This window comes from Pseudomonas sp. FW305-96, assembly GCF_058783825.1.
Genome location: NZ_JBYSYW010000025.1, coordinates 63,015 through 84,320, shown reverse-complemented (window position 1 = coordinate 84,320; position 21,306 = coordinate 63,015). Strand labels below are relative to the sequence as shown.

The following is a 21,306-nucleotide window of genomic DNA, read 5'->3' as shown; positions in this document are numbered from 1 at the left end:
CCGTCGGCTTATGTACGTCTGGACGCGTTGCCCCTGACCGCCAACGGCAAGCTCGACCGCCGTGCGCTGCCGCAGCCAGGCAGCGAGGCCGTGGTCAGCCGCGCCTTCGAGGCGCCGCAGGGCGAGGTGGAGACGGCACTGGCCGCGATCTGGGCCGAGGTGCTCAAGGTCGAGCAGGTCGGTCGCCACGACCACTTCTTCGAACTGGGCGGCCACTCGCTGCTGGCGGTGAGCCTGGTCGAGCGCATGCGCAAGGCCGGCCTGGCTGCCGACGTGCGTGTGCTGTTCGCCCAGCCGACCCTGGTCGCGCTGGCGGCGGCGGTGGGCGCTGGACGAGAGGTGGCCGTACCCGAGAACCGTGTCCCCCACGATGCGACCCGGATCACCCCAGAGATGCTCAGCCTGATCGAACTGGACCAGGCCAGCATCGACCGCATCGTCGCCAGCGTGCCGGGCGGCGCCGCCAATGTGCAGGAGATCTATCCGCTGGCGCCGTTGCAGGAAGGCATCCTCTATCACCACCTGAGTGCGGAGCAGGGTGATCCCTATCTGCTGCAGACCCGCCTGGCCTTCGACAGCCTGGAGCGGCTGCAAGCCTGTGCCGGTGCCTTGCAACAGGTCATCGACCGCCACGATATCTTGCGCACTTCGGTGGTCTGGGAAGGTTTGGCGGAGCCGGTGCAGGTGGTCTGGCGCCAAGCCCGCCTGGACGTGCACGAAGTCACTGGGCTGGGCGAGGAGGCGGTGATCGAGCGCCTGCACGATCATTTCGACGCACGTTCGCAGCGCCTGGACCTGACCCAGGCGCCACTGCTGCGCCTGACCTACGCCATGGACCCGGCCGGGCAGCGCGTGGTCGCGGTGCTGCACTTCCATCATCTGGCCCTGGACCACACGGCGATGGAGGTCATTGTCCATGAAATGCAGGCGTTGCTGTCCGGGCGCCAGCACCTGCTGAGCCCACCTGTGCCGTACCGTACCTACGTGGCCCAGGTGCGCCTGGGCGCCGCGCAGGCGGGGCACGAAACGTTCTTCCGCGACATGCTCGGCGATGTCGAGGAGCCGACCCTGCCCATGGGCCTGGCCGATGTGCAGGGCGACGGGCGTGATATCGAGGAAGCCCGCCTGCCACTGGACCCCGCCTTGTCGCGCCGGGTGCGCGAACAGGCGCGGGCGCAGGGTGTCAGTGCCGCGAGCCTGATGCACCTGGCCTGGGCCCGCGTGGTGGGCGTGCTGGCGGGGCGTCACGACGTGGTGTTCGGCACCGTGCTGATGGGCCGCCTGCAGGGCGGCGAGGGCGCCGACCGTGCGTTGGGCGTGTTCATCAATACCTTGCCGTTGCGCATCGACACGGCCAAGGGGGCCAGTGACGCGGTGCGGCTTACCCACCAGCGGCTGTCGGCGCTGCTTGGCCATGAGCACGCGTCGCTGACCTTGGCCCAGCGTTGCAGTGGCGTGGCGGCCTCGTCGCCGTTGTTCAGTGCGTTGCTCAACTACCGTCACAGCCCGGTTGATGTGACCGCGGCTGATAGCGACAGCTTCCAGGGCATGCATCAGCTGGGCGGCGAGGAGCGCAGCAACTATCCGTTGACCCTGAGCGTGGATGACCACGGCGAAGGCTTCACCTTCAGTGTGCTGGCCCTGTTGGGTATCGGCGCCGAGCGGGTCGCGGGCTGGATGAACTCGGCGGTGGCCGGGCTGGTCCTGGCGTTGGAGCAAGATGGCGCGGTGCAGGTCGACACATTGCCCATCCTCGATCACACAGCGCAGGTCCAAGTGCTCGAAGGCTTCAATGCCACGGCTGCGAGCTACCCGAAAGGCCACACCGTGCATGCGCTGGTCGAGGCCCAGGCGCCCGAGGCGCTGGCCGTGGTACAGGGCGAGGTGAGCCTGAGCCATGGCGAGCTGAACCAGCGCGCCAATCGTCTGGCCCATTACCTGATCAAGCGTGGCGTGGTCCTGGGGGATCGCGTGGCGCTGTGCCTGCCGCGCGGTCCGCAGCGGCTGGTGGCGATGCTGGCCGTGCTCAAGGCTGGCGCGGCCTATGTGCCGGTTGATCCGGGTTATCCGGCGGAGCGTATTGCCTATCTGCTCAGTGACAGTGCGCCGACGCTGGTGCTGGTCGAATCGAGCACTGAGTCGCTGGTGGGCGCGGTGGCCAAGGTTGCGCTGGATGGCGATGACTGGCTGGACCAGGCCGATGACAATCCGGTTGTCCAGGGCCTGGACGAGCATCAGCTGGCCTATGTGATCTACACCTCCGGTTCCACCGGCCAGCCCAAGGGGGTGATGGTCGAGCACCGTACCCTGGCCAACCTGGTCCACTGGCATTGCCAGGCCTTCGACCTGGGCGCCGGCAGCCACACCTCCAGCGTCGCCGGCTTCGGCTTCGACGCCATGGCCTGGGAGGCCTGGCCGGCGCTGTGCGCCGGGGCGGTGCTGCACCTGCCGCCGGCGCATATTGGCGGCGAGCATGTCGACGAACTGCTCGACTGGTGGCTGCAGCAGCCGCTGCAGGTCAGCTTCCTGCCGACCCCGGTGGCCGAGCAGGCACTGCGCCGCGAACGCCAGCACCCGACCCTGCGCACCTTGCTGGTGGGCGGCGACCGCCTGCGCCAGTTCGACCGCGATCCGGGCTTCGTGCTGGTCAACAACTACGGCCCGACCGAGACCACGGTGGTCGCGACGTCTGGTCAACTTCAGCCGGGTGGCGCGCTGCATATCGGCAAGCCGACCGCCAACACCCGCGTCTATGTGCTGGATGCGCAGCGCCAGCCGGTGCCGGTCGGCGTGACCGGCGAGCTGTACATCGGTGGCGCGCAGGTCGCCCGTGGCTACTTCAACCGCCCCGACCTCACCGCCGAGCGTTTCCTCGACGACCCGTTCGCCGCTGGCCGGATGTACCGCAGCGGCGACCTGGTGCGCTGGAACGCCGACGGCACCCTGGAGTACCAGGGGCGCAACGACGACCAGGTGAAGATCCGCGGTGTGCGGGTCGAACTGGGCGAGATCGAGGCCGCGCTCAAGGCCCAGCCGGGCATCGCCGATGCCGTGGTGCTGGTGCGCGACGAGCGCCTGCTGGCGTGGTTTACCGAAGCGGCAACGGTCGATATCGAGCGCTTGCGCGAGGGCTTGCAGGCCAGCCTGCCGGCGCATCTGCTGCCGCAGGCCTTGGTCCGCCTGGACGCACTGCCACTGACCAGCCACGGCAAGCTGGATCGCAAGGCGCTGCCGGATCCCGATCCCTCGGCCCTGGTTCGCCACGCCTATGTCGCGCCGACCGGTGCTTGCGAGGTGGCAATAGCCGCGATCTGGGCCGAAGTGCTGGGTATCGAGCAGGTCGGTCGCCACGACAACTTCTTCGAACTCGGCGGCCACTCGCTGCTGGCGGTGACGCTCACCGCGCGCCTGCGCCAGGCCGGCCTGCAGGCCGACGTGCGCACCTTGTTCGGCCAGCCGACGGTGGCGGCGCTGGCGGCGACCCTGGGCCAGGGCCGCCGGGTCGAGGTCCCGGCCAACCGGATCCCGGCCGGCTGCACCCAGATCACCCCGGACATGCTGCCACTGGTGGAACTGGAACCGGCCGCCATCGAACGCATCGTCGCCATGGTGCCGGGCGGCGCGGCCAACGTGCAGGATATCTACCCGCTGGCGCCGTTGCAGGAGGGCATCCTCTACCACCACCTCAGTTCGCCGGAGCACGACCCCTACGTGCTGGCCTCGCGCATGGCGTTCGCCAGCCAAGAACGCCTGCACGCCTTCGTCGATGCCCTGGGCAAGGTGATCGCCCGCCACGACGTGCTACGCACCTCGGTGCTGTGGGACGGCCTGCCCCAGGCGGTGCAGGTGGTGTGGCGCCAGGCCGCTCTGGCGGTGTTCGAGGTGGCGGATGAAGCCGCGGTGCCGCACGCCCTGGCCCTGGAGCAGGCCCCGCTGGTGCGCCTGTACCACTGGTCGGACCCGCAAGGTCCAGGGTTGCTGGCCGCGTTGCAATTCCACCATATCGTCCTCGACCATACCGCTCTGGATGTACTGGGCCGCGAGCTGGTCGGTTACCTGCAGGGCGCAGCGGTGCCCGCCGGGCAGGGCGCGCCGTACCGCAACTACGTGGCCCAGGCGCGCCTGGGCGTCAGCCAGGCCGAGCACGAGGCGTTCTTCCGCGAGCAATTGGGCGATATCGACGAGCCGACCTTGCCTTACGGCCTGGGCGATGTGCAGGTCGATGGCCAGGGCATCGAGGAGGCCCAGCTGTGGCTGGACGACGCCCTGTGCGCAGACCTGCGGCAACAGGCCCGGCAGTTGGGCGTCAGCGTCGCCAGCCTGTTCCACCTGGCCTACGCCCGCCTGCTGGCCGCCACCAGCGGCCGCGACAGCGTGGTGTTCGGCACCGTGCTGCTGGGCCGGCTGGAGGCTGGCGAGGGCGCCGAACAGGCCTTGGGCATGTTCATCAACACCCTGCCGCTGCGCCTGGACCTGCGCGCCACGACCTTGCTGGACGGCGTGCATCAGACCCAGCAGCGCCTCAGCGCCTTGCTCGCCCACGAACATGCGTCGCTGGCCCTGGCCCAGCGCTGCAGCGGCGTACCGGCGCCGGCGCCACTGTTCAGCGCGATGCTCAACTACCGTCACGGCACCCAGGCGGACGAGGCCCAGCGCCTGGCGCTGCAGGGTATCGAGACCCTGCAGAGCAATGAGCGCAGCAACTATCCGCTGAGCCTGAGCGTGGACGACATCGGTGCAGGCTTCCGTCTGGTGGCCCTGGCCCCGGCGGCGGTCGGCGCCGCGCGGGTCTGTGAGCAACTGCGGCAGGTGCTGCAGGCCATGGTCGAAGCGCTGGCATGCGAGCCACGCCAGGCGTTGCTGAAACTGCCGGTGCTGTCGCTCGATGAGCGCCGTCAGCTGGTGCACGACTGCAACCACACGGCGCGGCCTCACGAGCTGACACAGACCCTGCAGGCGCTGTTCGAGGCCCAGGCCCTGCGTACGCCCGAGGCCGTGGCCATCTGCGCGGAGCAGGGTGAGCTGAGTTATGCCCAGCTCAATGCCGAGGCCAACCGCCTGGCCCATCACCTGATCGCGCTGGGTGTGAAACCCGACGACCGGGTGGCGATCTGCGTCGAGCGCGGCCTGCCGCTGCTGGTCGGCCTGCTGGCGATCCTCAAGGCCGGTGGCGCCTACGTGCCGCTCGACCCGGACTATCCGGCCGAGCGCCTCGGCCACATGCTCGCCGACAGCCAGCCGCGAGCGTTGCTGGTGCAACAGGCCACCCGCGCCCTGGTGGGTTCGTCGGCGACGTTGGTCGACCTCGATCAGCCGACGTGGGGCGACCTGCCGGACAGCAACCCGCAGGTGCCTGGCCTGACCTCGCAGCACCTGGCCTATGTGATCTACACCTCCGGCTCTACTGGCGTGCCCAAGGGGGTGATGGTCGAGCACCGCAACGTGGTCAACCTGGTGCACTGGAGCGCCGGGCTGTTCCCGAGCGAAGGCGCGGTGCTGCACAAGACCCCGGTGAGCTTCGACGCCTCGGTGTGGGAGCTGTTCTGGCCGCTGTGCACGGGCCTGCGCCTGGTGCTGGCGCGCCCGGATGGCCAGCGCGACCCGCAGTACCTGGCGGGGCTGATCGAGCGGCAGCAGGTCAAGGTGGTGCAGTTCGTGCCGGCCTTGCTGCAGCAGTTCCTCGACGAGGACGCCAGCGCCGCCTGCGCCAGCCTCACCGACATCGTCTGCGGTGGTGGCGAGCTCACCGAAGCCCTGGCCCGCCAGGTACGCGAGCGCTTGCCGCAGGTGCGCCTGCACAACGTCTATGGCCCCACCGAGACCACGGTGGATTGCAGCGTCTGGACCCTGGAAGCGCGGGATCAGTTGCCGACGGGTGCATTGCCGATAGGCCGGCCGATCGACAACACCCGCTTGTATGTGCTGGATGCGCATGACCAACCGGTGCCGTACGGCGTTGCCGGTCAGTTGCACATCGGCGGGGCCGGGGTGACGCGGGGCTACCTGGGCTTGCCGGAGCAACAGGCCGAGCGTTTCATCGCCAGCCCGTTCGTCGACGGTGAGCGCCTGTACCGCAGTGGCGACCTGGTACGCCAGCGTCCCGACGGCGTACTGGAGTTCCTCGGCCGCACCGACCACCAGATCAAACTGCGCGGCCTGCGCATCGAACCGGGCGAGATCGAGGCCTGCCTCACTCGTGTGGCCGGGGTGCGCGAAGCCGTGGTGCTGGTGCACGACACCCAGCCGGCCGGCCCGCGCCTGGTGGCCTATGTCACCGGCGACGTGCCGCCGGCCGAGGCCTTGCGCGAAGCGTTGCTCGGGCAACTGCCGGAATACATGGTGCCCGCACTGTTCATTCCGCTGCCGGCCCTGCCGCTGACCGCCAACGGCAAGCTCGACCGCAAGGCGCTGCCGGCAGCTGACCTGCCGAGCCGCGACTACGAGGCGCCGGCCGGCGATACCGAACAGCTGCTGGCGCGGATCTGGAGCGAGCTGCTGGGCGTGGAGCGGGTAGGGCGCCATGACAACTTCTTCGAACTGGGTGGCCACTCGCTACTGGCGGTGACCCTCACCTCGCGCCTGCGCGAAGCGGGCCTGGAGGCCGACGTGCGCAGCCTGTTCGAACACCCGACGCTGGCAGGCTATGCCGCCATCACAGACAGAATGGAGATCGTCCTGTGAGCATCAACGAACTACTGGCGACACTGACCGCCAACAATGTCCAGCTAGCCCTCAAGGATGGCCAGCTGGTGGTCCAGGGCAATCGCCAGGCCCTGACCGACACGGCCCTGGTGGCACGCTTGCGCGAGCACAAGCCGGCGCTGGTCGCCCTGCTGGAGCGCGGTGAATACGTGGCGGCGCGCCAGGGCAGCGTCGAAGTGCCGGAGAACCGCATCCCCGCCGATTGCGAGCGCATCACGTCCGCCATGCTCAGCCTGGCCGACCTCGACCAGGACAGCCTCGACCAGCTGGTCGCGGCCATCCCCGGCGGGGCGGCCAACGTGCAGGACATCTACCCGCTGGTGCCGCTGCAACAGGGCATGCTGTTCCACCACGCCAGTGCCGGCGAGCATGATCCCTATGTTATGCAGGCGCGCTTCGTGTTTGCCGACAGCAGCCGGGTCGAGGCCTTCGCCCAGGCGCTGCAAGGGGTGATCGAGCGGCACGACATCCTGCGCACCTCGGTGCACTGGAAAACCCTGGAAACGCCGCTGCAGGTGGTCTGGCGCAAGGCCCGGCTGCGTGTCGTGCAACTGGCTCCCGGCGCGTTGCCCGACACTGGCTTCGACCTGACCCAGGCCCCGCTGATCCGCCTGCAGTGCCAGGCGCCGGAGCCCGGCGGGCAGGTCCACGCCACCCTGCAGTTCCACCACGTGGCCATGGACCACAGCGCCCTGGAAGTGGTGCGCCACGAAATGCTCGCCTTCCTGCTCGGCGAGAGTGCCCATCTGGGCCGGCCGGTGCCGTTTCGCAACCACGTGGCCCAGGCCCTGCTGGGCGTGAGCGAGGCCGAGCACGAGGCGTTTTTCCGCGACATGCTCGGGGGCGTCGATGGGCCGACCCTGGCCTATGGCCTGGGCGATGTGCAGGGTGACGGCGCGGCGCTGGACGAGCACGCCCTGGATCTCGACCTGGCGTTGTGCCGCGACCTGCGCAGCCATGCGCGCAGCCAGGGGGTGAGCGTCGCCAGCCTGTTCCACCTGGCCTGGGCGCGGGTGCTGGGTGGCCTGACCGGGCGCGAGCAGGTGGTGTTCGGCACCGTGCTGATGGGGCGCCTGCAAGGTGCCGAAGCCACCGACCGGGCGCTGGGCATTTTCATCAATACCTTGCCGCTGCGGGTCGCCCTGGATGCCGTCGACCTGCCCACGGCGATCAAGGCTACCCACCAGCGCCTGAGCACGCTGATGCGCCACGAGCATGCGCCCCTGGCCCTGGCCCAGCGCTGCAGCGGCGTGGCGGCACCGACGCCATTGTTCAACGCCTTGCTCAACTACCGCCACAGCGCGCCCTCGGGTTCCGAGGCGGTGCGCCGGGCAGGCTGGGCAGGTATCGAGATCGTGCATGCCGCCGAGGCCACCAACTACCCGTTGACCTTGAGCGTCGACGACTTCGGCGAAGCCTTCCGCCTGACCTTGCTGGCCAGCCCCGAAGTGCCGGCGCAACGCGTCTGCGCCTATCTGGAGCAGACCCTGCGCAGCCTGCTCGCGGCCTTGGTGCAAGCACCCGCTGTTGCCGTCCGCGCGTTGCCGATACTGCCGGACGAAGAGCGCGAGCACATACTGGCAGCCTTCAACCAGACCCCCGGCGCCACAGACACTCATGGGCCGTTGCACCGGCGCATCGAGGCCGTGGCCCAGGCCCATCCGCAGGCCCTGGCCGCCACCTGTGACGACCAGTCGCTGAGTTACCAGCAGTTGAATCAGCTCGCCAACGCCCTGGCCCATCAGCTGATCGGCCTGGGCGTGCGCCCCGACGACCGGGTGGCGGTGTTCGCCCGGCGCGGCCTGGACACCCTGGTCGGCCTGCTCGCGGTGCTCAAGGCCGGCGCCGCCTACGTGCCGGTGGACCCGGCACACCCCGACGAGCGCGTGCGTTACCTGCTGGATGACAGCGCGCCAGTGGCCGTACTGACCCAGCAGGCGCTGCGCGGCCGCCTGGGCACAGGCGCGGTGCCGGTGCTGGCACTCGACCAGCCGGACTGGCCGGCGCGCTGTGACGATCCCCAGGTGAGCGGCCTGAGCCCGGCGCACCTGGCCTATGTGATCTATACCTCAGGCTCCACCGGCCAGCCCAAGGGGGTGATGGTCGAACACCGCAACCTGAACAACCTGGTGGACTGGCACTGCCGCGCGTTCGATCTGTGCCAGGGGCGTCACACCTCGAGCCTGGCCGGCTTCGGCTTCGACGCCATGGCCTGGGAAGTCTGGCCGGCGCTGTGCGCGGGGGCGACCCTGCACCTGGCCCCGTCCAGCGAAGGCCACGAGGACCTTGACGCGCTGCTGGCCTGGTGGCGCGCCCAGCCGCTGGATGTCAGTTTCCTGCCCACGCCGGTGGCCGAGTATGCCTTCAGCCACCAGCTCGAACACCCGACCCTGCGCACCTTGCTGATCGGCGGCGACCGCCTGCGCCAGTTCAACCGCACCCAGACCTTCGCCGTGGTCAACAACTACGGCCCCACCGAGACCACCGTGGTGGCCAGCTCCGGCGTGGTGGAGGCGGGCGGCGCCCTGCACATCGGCGGCGCCGTGGACAACGCCCGCCTGTACGTGCTCGATGCGTATCTGCAGCCCGTGCCCCTGGGTGTGCCCGGCGAGCTCTACATCGGCGGCGCCGGGGTCGCCCGCGGCTACCTGGACCGTGCGCAACTGACCCGCGAACGCTTCCTCGACGACCCGTTCAGCACGACACCCGGTGCACGCATGTACCGCACCGGCGACCTGGTGCGGTGGCTGGCCGACGGCACCCTCGATTACCTGGGCCGCAACGACGACCAGGTGAAGATTCGCGGCGTGCGCATCGAACTGGGTGAGATCGAAAGCCGCCTGAACAGCTTGCCGGGCATCGGCGAGGCGGTGGTGGTGGCCCGTGAGGACCAGCCCGGCCAACCGCGGCTGGTGGCCTACTTCACCGCTCAGGCGGGCCTGGAGCCGGCCCAGCCTGAGCAGCTGCGCGGGCAGTTGCTGGCCCATCTGCCGGAGTACATGGTACCGGTGGCGTATGTGTCGCTGGACGCACTGCCCCTGACCGCCAACGGCAAGCTCGACCGCCGTGCGCTGCCGGCGCCGGAACGATCGGCCCTGTTCGAGCGCACCTACGTGGCTCCCGAAGGCGAACTGGAAGAGGCCCTGGCCCAGGTGTGGGGCGAGCTGCTGCACGTGGAGCGGGTTGGCCGGCATGACCACTTCTTCGCGCTGGGCGGGCATTCGCTGCTGGCCATGCGCATGGTTTCCCAGGTGCGGCTGCGCCTTGGCGTGGAACTGGCCCTGGCCGACCTGTTCGCCAATCCCGAGCTGGCGGCGGTGGCCCAGGTGCTGGCCGGCGCCGGGCGCAGCGAGCTGCCAGCGCTGGTCGCGGTGCCTCGGGAGCAACCCTTGCCGCTGTCGTTTGCCCAGCAGCGCCTGTGGTTCCTCGCTCAACTGGAAGGCGGCAGCCAGGCCTACAACGTGCCGCTGGCGTTGGGCCTGCGCGGAACACTGGATGCCGACGCGCTGGAGGCCGCCTTGCTGCGCATCGTCGCGCGCCACGAGAGCCTGCGCAGTCGCTTCGTGCCCTGTGGCGACAGTGCCGAGGTGATCATCGCCGCGACCCCGCAACCCGGCTGGTTGCAGCGCCGGACGCTGGCACCGCAGGCACTGGCCGGGCACCTGCGCGACGAGGCCTCCGCCCCCTTCGACCTGACGACGGGGCCGTTGCTGCGGGCCAGCCTGCTGCGCCTGGGTGAGGCGCACCATGTGCTGCTCCTCACCGTGCACCATATCGTCGCCGATGGCTGGTCCCTCGGCGTGCTGACCCGCGAATTGAACGCGCTGTACCCGGCGCTGCGTGAGGGCAAGGACGACCCGCTGCCGGCGCTGGCCATCCAATATGGCGACTACGCCGTGTGGCAGCGGCGCTGGCTGGCCGGTGAGCAACTGCAACGTCAGGCCGACTATTGGCGCCAGGCCCTGGACGGCGCGCCGACGCTGCTGAACCTGCCCAGCGACCGGCCACGACCGGCGCGCCAGGATTTCAGCGGCGCCAGCCTGGCGCTGCAGCTGGATGCGCGCCTGGGGGCCGGCCTGCGGGCCTTGGCCCAGCGACACCAGGTGACGCTGTACATGGTTATGCTCAGCGCCTGGGCCGCCACCCTGGCCCGGCTTTGCGGGCAGGCCGAGGTGGTGGTGGGCTGCCCGGTGGCCGGGCGCGGGCGCGCCGAACTGGAGCCGTTGGTAGGTCTGTTCGTCAATACCCTGGCCCTGCGTATCGATACCGCGGGCGCGCCGAGCACCGAGCGCCTGCTGGCGCAGGTCAAGGCCCGCCTGCTCGACGCCCAGGCGCACCAGGACCTGCCCTTCGAGCAGGTGGTGGAGATCGTCCGGCCGGCGCGCAGCCTCGGCCATACCCCGTTGTTCCAGACCACCCTCAACTGGCTGGCCACCGAGGGCGCCGCGCCGACCCTGGCGGGGCTGCAGCTGGAAGGCGTGGAACAGGTCGGCCAGGTAGCCAAGTTCGACCTGTCGCTGAGCATGGGCGAGCAGGGCGAGGCACTGGTCGGCAGCCTCGAGTACGCCACAGCACTGTTCGATGAAAGCACCGTGCGCCGCTTCGCCGGGTATCTGGACAGCATGCTGCGCGCCATGGTGGCCAATGACCAGGCGCCGCTGGCCGAGGTCGAACTGGTGGGCGGGGCCGAGCGCAAGCGCCTGCTGGACACCTTCAATCGCAGTGCCCTGGCGTTCCCGAACGGGCAGACCGTGCATGGCCTGGTCGAGGCCCAGGCGGCCCGCGCACCGCAGGCACTGGCCGCCAGCCAAGGCGACATGCCCCTCTCCTATGGCGAGCTGAACCTGCGCGCCAACGCCCTGGCCCATTACCTGATCGGGCAAGGTGTCGGCCCCGACGAGCGGGTGGCCGTGGTGGCCCGCCGAGGCCTCGACACCCTGGTGGCGTTGCTTGCGGTGCTCAAGGCCGGTGGCGCCTACGTGCCGGTGGACCCGGCGCACCCGGACGAGCGGCTGCGCTATCTGCTCGAGGACAGCGCCCCGGTGGTGGTGCTGGCGCAGCAGGCGTTGCTGGTGCGCCTTGAAGGGCTGGGCGTGGCGGCGCAGGCACTGGACAGGCCGCACTGGCCGGAGCGTGCGGACAACCCCGAGGTCGCCGGCCTGCAGGCCAGCCACCTGGCCTACGTGATCTACACCTCCGGCTCCACCGGCCAGCCCAAGGGCGTGATGGTCGAGCACCGCACCCTGGCCAACCTGGTGCACTGGCACTGCAAGGCCTTCGAGCTGGGCGCGGGGGATCACACCGCCAGCGTCGCCGGCTTCGGTTTCGACGCCATGGCCTGGGAAGTATGGCCGGCGCTGTGCGCCGGGGCGGTGCTGCACTTGCCACCAGCGCAGTTGGGCAACGAGCAGCTCGACGGTCTGCTGGCCTGGTGGCTGGAGCAACCCCTGAAGGTGGCGTTCCTGCCGACCCCGGTGGCCGAGTACGCCTTCACCCAGGGGCTGCGTCATCCGACCCTGCGCACCTTGCTGATCGGCGGCGACCGCCTGCGCCAGTTCACTAGCGACCCCGGCTTTGTCGTGGTCAACAACTACGGCCCCACTGAGGCGACCGTGGTCGCCACCTCGGGCCTGGTGCTGCCGGGCGGCGTGCTGGACATCGGCCGGCCGATCGCCAATGCCCGCGTGTACCTGCTGGATGATGCGCGGCAGTTGGTGCCGTGCGGTGTGGCCGGCGAACTCTACGTGGGCGGGGCCGGTGTGGCCCGCGGCTACCTGAACCGCGCAGACCTGAGCGCCGAGCGTTTCCTCGAAGATCCGTTCAGCGAGGTGCCCGGCGCACGCATGTACCGCACTGGCGACCTGGCGCGCTGGAATGCCGACGGCACCCTGGACTACCTGGGCCGTAACGACGACCAGGTGAAGGTGCGCGGCCTGCGCATCGAACTGGGGGAAATCGAGGCGCAGCTGCTCGCCCTGGAGGGGGTCGCCGAAGCGCTGGTGGTGGCCTGCGAGGACCAGCCCGGGCAGCCGCGGCTGGTGGCCTACTACATTGCCGGCGCCGAGGCGCAGCCGGTCGGTACCCTGCGTGCCGCGCTGCAACAACGCCTGCCGGCCTACATGGTGCCGGCGGCGTGGGTACAACTGGATGCCTGGCCACTGACCGCCAACGGCAAGGTCGACCGCCGGGCCCTGCCGTTGCCCGAGCGCGAAGCGGGCAGCCAGGCCTACGAGGCCCCGGCAGGGGCCTTGGAGGTTGCCCTGGCCGAGCTGTGGTGCGAGCTGTTGCAGCTCAAGCGGGTGGGGCGTCAGGACCGCTTCTTCGAGTTGGGCGGTCATTCGCTGCTGGCCATGCGCATGGTGGGCCAGGTGCGCACGCGGCTGGGCCTGGAGCTGTCGCTGGGCGAGCTGTTCGCCGACGACCGCCTGCTGACGGTGGCGGCGACCCTGGCCGAGGATCGCCACGACGTGCTGCCGGCCATCGAGCCGGCGCCGCGCGGGCAGTCCCTGCCGCTGTCGTTCGCCCAGCAACGGCTGTGGTTCCTGGCGCAGATGGACGATGCCAGCGCCGCCTACCATATTCCCCTGGGCCTGGCCTTGCGCGGCCCGCTGGACCGCGAGGCCCTGGAGCGGGCGCTGGAGCGCATCGTCGAGCGCCACGAGAGCCTGCGCAGCCACTTCACCCAGACAGGCGCCGAGGCGCGGGTGCGGGTGGCGCCCGGACGGGGCGGCTTCGCCCTGGCCTGGCATGACCTGCGCGGCGCGGCGCAGCAGTTGCCCGAGCTGATGCAGGCCGAGGCGATGCTGCCATTCGACCTGGCGCACCAGTTGCCGGTGCGCGGCCGCCTGCTGTGCCTGGCGGCGGACCACCATGTGCTGTTGCTGACCTTGCACCATATCGTTGCCGACGGCTGGTCGATGGGGGTGTTCACCCAGGAGCTGGCGACGTTGTACCAGGCCTTCAGCGAAGGCCGCGACGACCCGCTGCCGGCGCTGGCGATCCAGTACGGCGACTACGCCCTGTGGCAGCGTCGCTGGCTGAGCGGTGAGGCCTTGCAGCGCCAGGGCGACTACTGGAGCCAGGCCCTGGCCGGTGCGCCGGTGCTGCTGACCCTGCCCACCGACCGGCCACGACCGGCCCGTCAGGACTACCTTGGCGACCGCGTAGAAGTGCGCCTGGATCGGCGCTTGAGCGAAGACCTGCGGGCGCTGTGCCTGCGTCATGGGGTCACCCCGTTCATGCTCTTCGCCGGCGCCTGGGCGGTGTTGCTGGCGCGCCTGTCCGGCCAGGCCGAGGTAGTGATCGGCACCCCGGTGGCCAACCGCCGGCAGGCCGAGGTCGAGGGGCTGATCGGCTTGTTCGTCAACTCCCTGGCGCTGCGCATCGATACCGCCGGCAGCCCCGATGTCGGCGCGCTGCTGGCCCGGGTCAAGGCCTGCGTGAGCCAGGCCCAGGACCATCAGGACCTGCCGTTCGAACAGGTGGTGGAACGCTTGCACCCGCCGCGCAGCCTGGCCCACACACCGCTGTACCAGGTATCGCTGGCGTGGAACGGTGTGCCGGGCGAGGCCCTGCGCCTGGGTGGGCTGCAGCTGGAGGCGCTGGGTGGCACGCAGACCTTCGCCAAGTTCGACCTGACCCTGAGCCTGGGCGAGACCGCCGACGGCTACGGCGGCGCCCTGGAGTTCGCCACCGCGCTGTTCGACCGGGCGACCATCGAGCGGCACCTGGGTTACCTGGAGCAACTGCTCTGGGCGATGGCGGGCAGCGACCAGGCCGTGCCGGCGAAGGTCGAGCTGCTCGGCGCCGCCGAACGTCGCCAGGAACTGGTGGCCTGCAACGCCAGCGAGCGGATCGGCGGCCTGCAGCAACCGCTGCACGCGCTGTTCGAGGCGCAGGTGGCGCGTACGCCGCAGGCCATCGCGGTGCAGGCCGAGGACGGGCAACTGACCTACGCCGAATTGAATGCGGCGGCCAACCGCTTGGCCCACCGCCTGATCGAACAGGGCGTGGTCGCCGACAGCCGGGTCGCCGTGTGCCTGGCGCGGGGGCCACGGTTGCTGGTCGGGCTGCTGGCGGTGCTCAAGGCCGGTGGCGCCTACGTGCCGCTGGATCCGGGCTACCCGGATGAGCGCCTGGCGTACATGCTCGAAGACAGCGCGCCGCTGGCGTTGCTGGTGGATGCCGCCAGCAACCGGCGCTTCAGCGACAGCCCGGTGGCGCGGCTGGACCTCGACCAGCCGGACTGGACCGAGCAGTCGCCGGACAATCCACAGGTGCCGGGCCTTGGCGCCCGCCACCTGGCCTACGTGATCTACACCTCCGGCTCCACCGGCACGCCGAAAGGGGTGATGGTCGAGCACCGCAGCCTGTGCAACCTGGTGCACTGGAGTTCGCGGCTGATCGCCCCGAGCGCATCAGGTGCGCTGCTGCACAAGACCCCGGTGAGCTTCGATGCGTCGGTATGGGAGCTGTTCTGGCCGCTGTGTGCCGGCCTGCGCCTGGTGCTGGCGCGCCCGGATGGCCAGCGCGACCCGGACTACCTGGCGGCGCTGATCCAGCGCCAGCGGGTCAGCGTGGTGCAGTTCGTGCCCGCACTGCTGCAGCAGTTCCTCGCCCTGGAGGCCAGCGCGGCCTGCGACAGCCTCACCGATGTGGTTTGTGGCGGTGGCGAGCTGACTTCGGCGTTGCTGCGCCAGTTGCGCGAGCGCCTGCCGCAGGTTCGGCTGCACAACGTCTACGGCCCCACCGAGGCCACCGTCGACTGCTGCGTCTGGACCCTCGAGCCCCGGCAGCCCGTGCCCGAAGAGGCGCCACCGATCGGTCGGCCGATCGCCAACACCCGCCTGTATGTGCTCGACAGCAACGGCCTGCCGGTACCGCGGGGCGTGGTGGGCGAGTTGTACATCGGTGGTGTCGGCGTGGCGCGTGGCTATCTGGGCCTGCCGGCGCTGGAGGCCGAACGTTTCGGCGCCAGCCCGTTCGTGGTCGATGAGCGCCTGTACCGCAGCGGCGACCTGGTGCGCCGCCGCGCCGATGGCGAGCTGGAATTCCTTGGTCGCAACGATTTCCAGGTGAAACTGCACGGTCTGCGCATAGAGTTGGGCGAGATCGAGGCCTGCCTGGCCAGCCATCCGGGTGTGCGCGAAGTGGCGGTGCTGCTGCGCGGCGAGCGCCTGGTCGCCTGGTTCACGGCCGACGATGCGGTGCCGGGCGTGGCGGCATTGCGCAAGCATGCCCAGGCGCGCTTGCCGGACTACATGGTGCCGTCGGCCTATGTGGCATTGCCGGCCATGCCATTGACGGCCAATGGCAAGCTCGACCGCCAGCGTCTGCCCGACCCTGGTGCCGACGCGGTGCTCAGCCGTGCCTACGAGGCGCCGCAAGGCGAGGCCGAGCGCCATCTGGCGGCGCTATGGGCCGAGTTGCTCAATGTGCCGAGGGTAGGGCGCCAGGACCATTTCTTCGAGCTCGGTGGCCACTCGCTGCTGGCCGTGACCCTGATCGCCCGCTTGCGCGCCGAGGGCCTGGACGCGGACATCCGCGTGCTGTTCGCCGAACCGACCCTGGCCGCCGTGGCCGCGACCCTGAGCCAGCATGGCGGAAGCCGGGTACCGGCCAACCGCATCGGCAGTGATTGCCGGCGCATCACGCCGGACTTGCTGCCGTTGGTGGCGCTGGAGCAGTCGCACATCGAGCGGATCGTCGATCAGGTGCCTGGCGGTGCCGCCAATGTACAGGACATCTATCCGCTGGGGCCGTTGCAGGCGGGGATCCTCTATCACCACCTGGCCAGCGAGGGTGACGATCCCTACCTGCTGCAGGCGCGTTTCGCGGTGGCCGACCAGGCTCGGTTGGAGGCGTTGCGCCAGGCGCTGGACCAGGTGATCGCCCGGCACGACATCTTGCGCTCTTCGTTGTACTGGGAAGGTCTGGCGCAGCCGGTGCAGGTGGTATGGCGCCAGGCGGCGTTGCCCGTGCAGGAACTGGCCGCGGATGAGCCGGTCAGCCTGCGCCTGGACCTGACCCGCGCGCCGCTCCTGCGCCTGGTGCACCGCCAGGACCCGAGCAGCGGGCGGATCACCGCCACCTTGCTGTTCCACCACCTGGTCATGGATCACGTGGCCCAGGACGTGTTGCGCGCCGAACTGGAGGCCTGCCTGCTCGGCGAGCAGCTGCGCTTGCCGCCGCCGGTGCCGTACCGCAACTACATCGCCCAGGTGCTGCAGGGTGCCGGCGAGGCCGAGCATGAGGCGTACTTCCGCGAGCAGTTGGGTGATATCGACGAGCCGACCCTGGCCTACGGTCCGCATCCGCTGGCCCACGCCGACGCCGTGGCCGAAGCCCAGCACTGGCTGGACGACGAGCTGGCGCGGCGGGCCCGCGAACAGGCGCGGCTGCTGGGTGTGGGCGCGGCCAGCCTGATGCACCTGGCCTGGGGCCTGGTGCTGGGGCAGTTGTCGGGGCGCGACAGCGTGGTGTTCGGCACCGTGCTGCTTGGTCGCCTGCAGGGCGGTGAAGGCATGGAGCGGGCCTTGGGCGTGTTCATCAACACCTTGCCGCTGCGCCTGGACGTGGGCCGCCTGCCGGTACGTGAGGCGCTGCTCGACACCCACCGCCGGCTGACCGGGCTGTTGGTGCACGAGCATGCGCAACTGGCCCTGGCGCAGCGCTGCAGTGCCTTGCCGCCCGGTGCGCCGCTGTTCAGCGCCTTGCTCAACTACCGCCACAGTGCCGCCGCGCTGGCCCATGACACTGCCAATGGGCGTGCCTGGCAGGGCATCGAGCTGCTGCATGCGCAGGAACGCAGCAACTACCCGCTGGCCCTGAGCATCGACGACCTCGGGGAGCGCTTCAGCCTGACCGCGCAGTGCGCGGCGGGCCTGGACGCCCGGCGTCTGTGCGGTTACCTCGAGCAGGCTCTCGCACACCTGGTCGAGGCCCTGGTACATGATCCCGAGCAAGGCCTGGAGCGGCTGGACATCGTGCCGGCCGAGGAGCGTCGCCGATTGCTCGGCTACAACGCCACGCAGCGCGACTACCCCAGGTCGGTGCCGGTGCACTACCTGTTCGAGCAACAGGTGGCGCGCCATCCATTGGCGCTGGCGGCGCTGCATGATGAGCGCCAGCTGAGTTACGCCGAGCTCAATGAGCAGGCCAACCGCCTGGCGCACTGGCTGATCGGCGAGGGGGTGGCGGCCGGCGATCATGTGGCGATCCTGCTGCCACGCTCGCTGCCTTTGCTGGTCGCGCAGTTGGCCGTGCTCAAGTGTTCGGCGATCTACGTGCCGCTGGACATCAACGCCCCGGCCGAGCGCCAGGCGTTCATGGTCAAGGACTGCCAGGCGGTGATGCTGCTGACCCTCGGCAGCCTGGCGGCCGATTGCGAGGCGCGGCGCATCGACCTGGACTGCCTGGCGCTGGATAAGCAGCCCGCGTACAACCCGGGCCTGGCCCTGGAGACCGACGCGGTGGCCTACGTGATGTACACCTCCGGTTCCACCGGCACGCCGAAAGGCGTGCGGGTGACTCATCGCGGCATCGCCCGGCTGGTGCTGAACAACGGCTATGCCGACTTCAACGCCACGGACCGTTTCGCCTTCGTCGCCAACCCGGCGTTCGACGCCGCGACCATGGATGTCTGGGGCGGCCTGCTCAACGGCGGCCAGGTGCTGGTGATCGACCACCAGACCCTGGTCGAGCCGGCGCAGTTCGCCGCCGCCCTGCGCCAGGGCGGCGCCAGCGTGATGTTCGTCACCACGGCGCTGTTCAACCAGTATGTGCAGCTGATCCCCGAAGCCCTGGCCGGGCTGCGCATCCTGCTGTGCGGCGGCGAGCGCGGCGAGCCTGCCAGCTTCCGCGCCTTGTTGGCCCGGGCGCCGCAGTTGCGCCTGGTGCACTGCTACGGGCCTACCGAGACCACCACCTTCGCCACCGCCAGCACGGTGCGGGCGCTGGTCGACGGCTGCGAGCACGTGCCCATCGGCGGCCCGATCAGCAACACCACGGCCTATGTCCTCGATTGCCACGGGCGCTTGCTGCCCGAGGGCGTCACCGGCGAGCTGTACATCGGTGGCGACGGCGTCGCCCTCGGCTATCTGAATCGTCCGCAGTTGACCGCCGAACGCTTCCTCCACGATCCGTTCGCCGTAGCTGTCGGGGCGAGGTTGTACCGCACCGGTGACCTGGCCCGCTGGCGCGAGGATGGCCAGCTGGAATGCCTGGGCCGCACCGACGACCAGGTGAAGATCCGCGGTTTTCGCATCGAGTTGGGCGAGGTCGAGCAGCACCTGGCCCAGTGCCCGGGACTGGAGGAGGCCGTGGTCATGGCCTTGCGCCTGGAACAGGGGCCGTTGCGCCTGGTGGCGTGGTACACCCGTACCGACATGGACCTGGACGGTGCGGCACTGCGCGCTTTCCTGCGCGATCGGTTGCCGGAGTACATGTTGCCGGCGGCGTTCGTCGCACTCGAGGCGCTGCCGCTGACCAACAACGGCAAGGTCGACCGGCGGGCGCTGCCGCTGCCGGGCGCGCAAGACCTTGCCGTGGCGGTGTTCGAGGCGGCGGTTACGCCTGTGGAGCAGGCGTTGGCCGCGCTGTGGGCGCAGGTGCTCGAGGTCGAGCGGGTGGGGCGGCATGACAGCTTCTTCGAACTGGGCGGGCATTCGCTGTCGGCGATCCGCCTGATGGGCGAGATGCGCCAGGCCGGCCTGCACACGACCCTGGCCCAGCTGTTCCAGCACCCGACCATTGCCGCCCTGGCGCCGCTGCTCGACGAGGTGGCGGCCGAGGACGAGGCGCAAGGCCTGGTCACGGTGCGTGCCGCAGGCAGCCAGCCAGCACTGTTCCTGATCCATGAGTTCAGTGGCCTGGACCTGTATTTCCCGGTCCTGGGGCGGCATACCGAAGGTGATTTCCCTGTCTATGGGCTGGCCGGCGTCGCCGTCGGGCAGGTGCAATTGAACAACATGGAGTGCCTGGCTGCGCGCCTGGTGCGGCAGATTCGCGCCGTGCAGCCACACGGGCCGTATCGCTTGGCCGGCTGGTCGTTCGGCGGTGTGCTGGCCTACGAGGTAGCGGCGCAATTGCTGGGTGCGGACGAGCCGGTGGCCTTCGTCGGCCTGATCGACACCTACGTGCCGCGCCTGAGCGACCAGGGCAAGGCGCGCTGGCAAGGGCCGCATCTGGTGCAAGCGCAGTTGCTGCTGCATTGCCGCGTGCACTGGCAGGCGCAGGGCGAGGCGGGGGCTATGCAACTGGCCGAGATCGAGGCGTTGCAGCCGGGCGCATTGCCCTTCGAGGCACTGCTTGCCCACTGCCGTGAGCGGCAGTTGCTGGTGCCCGGCCTGGCCCAGGCCAGCGATGGACAGTTGCGCCACTTCTTCGAGCGTCACCTGGCCCATGGCCATGCCCTGGCTCACTATCGCCTGGCGCCGTTGCCGGTGCCGCTGCACTTGTTCATCGCCGAACAGCGCAGCGCCGGTATCGTCACCGACAGCCCGAGCCTGGGCTGGGCCGAGGCCTTGCCTGGGCAGGAGCTGAAGTGCCTGAGCGTGCCGGGCGATCACCAGAGCATGGTGCAGGACCCGCAAGCCGCCGTGCTCGGCCAGGCCATCGCCCAGGCGATGCAGGCCGCGTCGGCGCTCGCGCCGGCGGCGCACCAGCCGCTACTGGCAATCCAGAGTGGCGTGCCGGGCCATGTGCCGGTGTTCTGCGTGCCGGGCGCCGGCGACAGCGTGACCAGCTTCATCGGCCTGGCCGAGGCGCTGGGGCCGGACTGGCCGGTGCATGGCCTGCAGGCGCGTGGCCTGGCTGCGGGTGAAGTGCCCCATTGCTCGGTCGAGGTGGCTGCGGCGTGCCATGCCCAGGCCATCGAGGCGCTGTACCCCGAAGGACCGTTGAACCTGGTCGGGCATTCGTTCGGTGGCTGGGTGGCCCATGCCATGGCGATACGCCTGCAGGCCAAGGGGCGCGAGGTGCGCTCCCTGACCCTGATCGACAGCGAGGCGCCGGGCGCGGGGGGCAGTTGCGGCAAGCCGTACACCTTTACCCAGGCCCTGCAGCGGCTTGTCGAGTCGTTGCAACTGTCCACCGGCAAGACGTTGGGCATCGAACCTGTAGCCTTCGCTGAAACCGACGATCAGGAACAGCTGCGTCAGTTGCACGCGGCGATGGTACGGGTCGGCCTGATGCCGTCGCGCTCTTCGCCGCAGGCGCTTGAAGGCGTGGTGCGAACCTTCGCCACGGCGCTGCGCACGGTGTATCGCCCCGAGGGTGGATTCGATGGTCTGGCGCGGCTGGTGCTGGTGGCCGATCCGAGCCTGGACGCGGCCGGCAACCAGGGCGAGCAACAGGTGATGGAAGACGGCTGGCGTGAATGGCTGCCGCAGTTAGAGGTGTGGCAGGGGCCAGGCAACCATTTCAGCATCCTCAAGGTGCCGGATGTGTTCAGCCTGGCCGCCTGGTGGCATGACGGGCAGGCCCTGTATCACAGCAGGGTGAAGCAGTAACACCGTCGTGAGAGCGGGCTTGCAAAGTGATGGTGTCACCTTGGAGTGGCGTTATCGCGGGGCAAGCCCGCTCCCACGGGACCTCATCAGCTTC

At 69.9% G+C, this 21,306-nt stretch carries 2 protein-coding genes; both read left to right on the top strand.

What is annotated here, in order from left to right:
* The coding region (locus tag AC3WL2_RS18375) for an amino acid adenylation domain-containing protein (RefSeq protein ID WP_492574582.1) at positions 1-6,681 on the top strand (6,681 nt) is incomplete at its 5' end.
* Positions 6,678-21,212 (top strand): non-ribosomal peptide synthetase, encoded by a 14,535-nt coding sequence (locus AC3WL2_RS18370; protein ID WP_102683883.1) that lies wholly within the window; start codon positions 6,678-6,680, stop codon positions 21,210-21,212. The genes AC3WL2_RS18375 and AC3WL2_RS18370, both read left to right, overlap by 4 nt.
* Positions 21,213-21,306 lie beyond the last annotated feature (94 nt).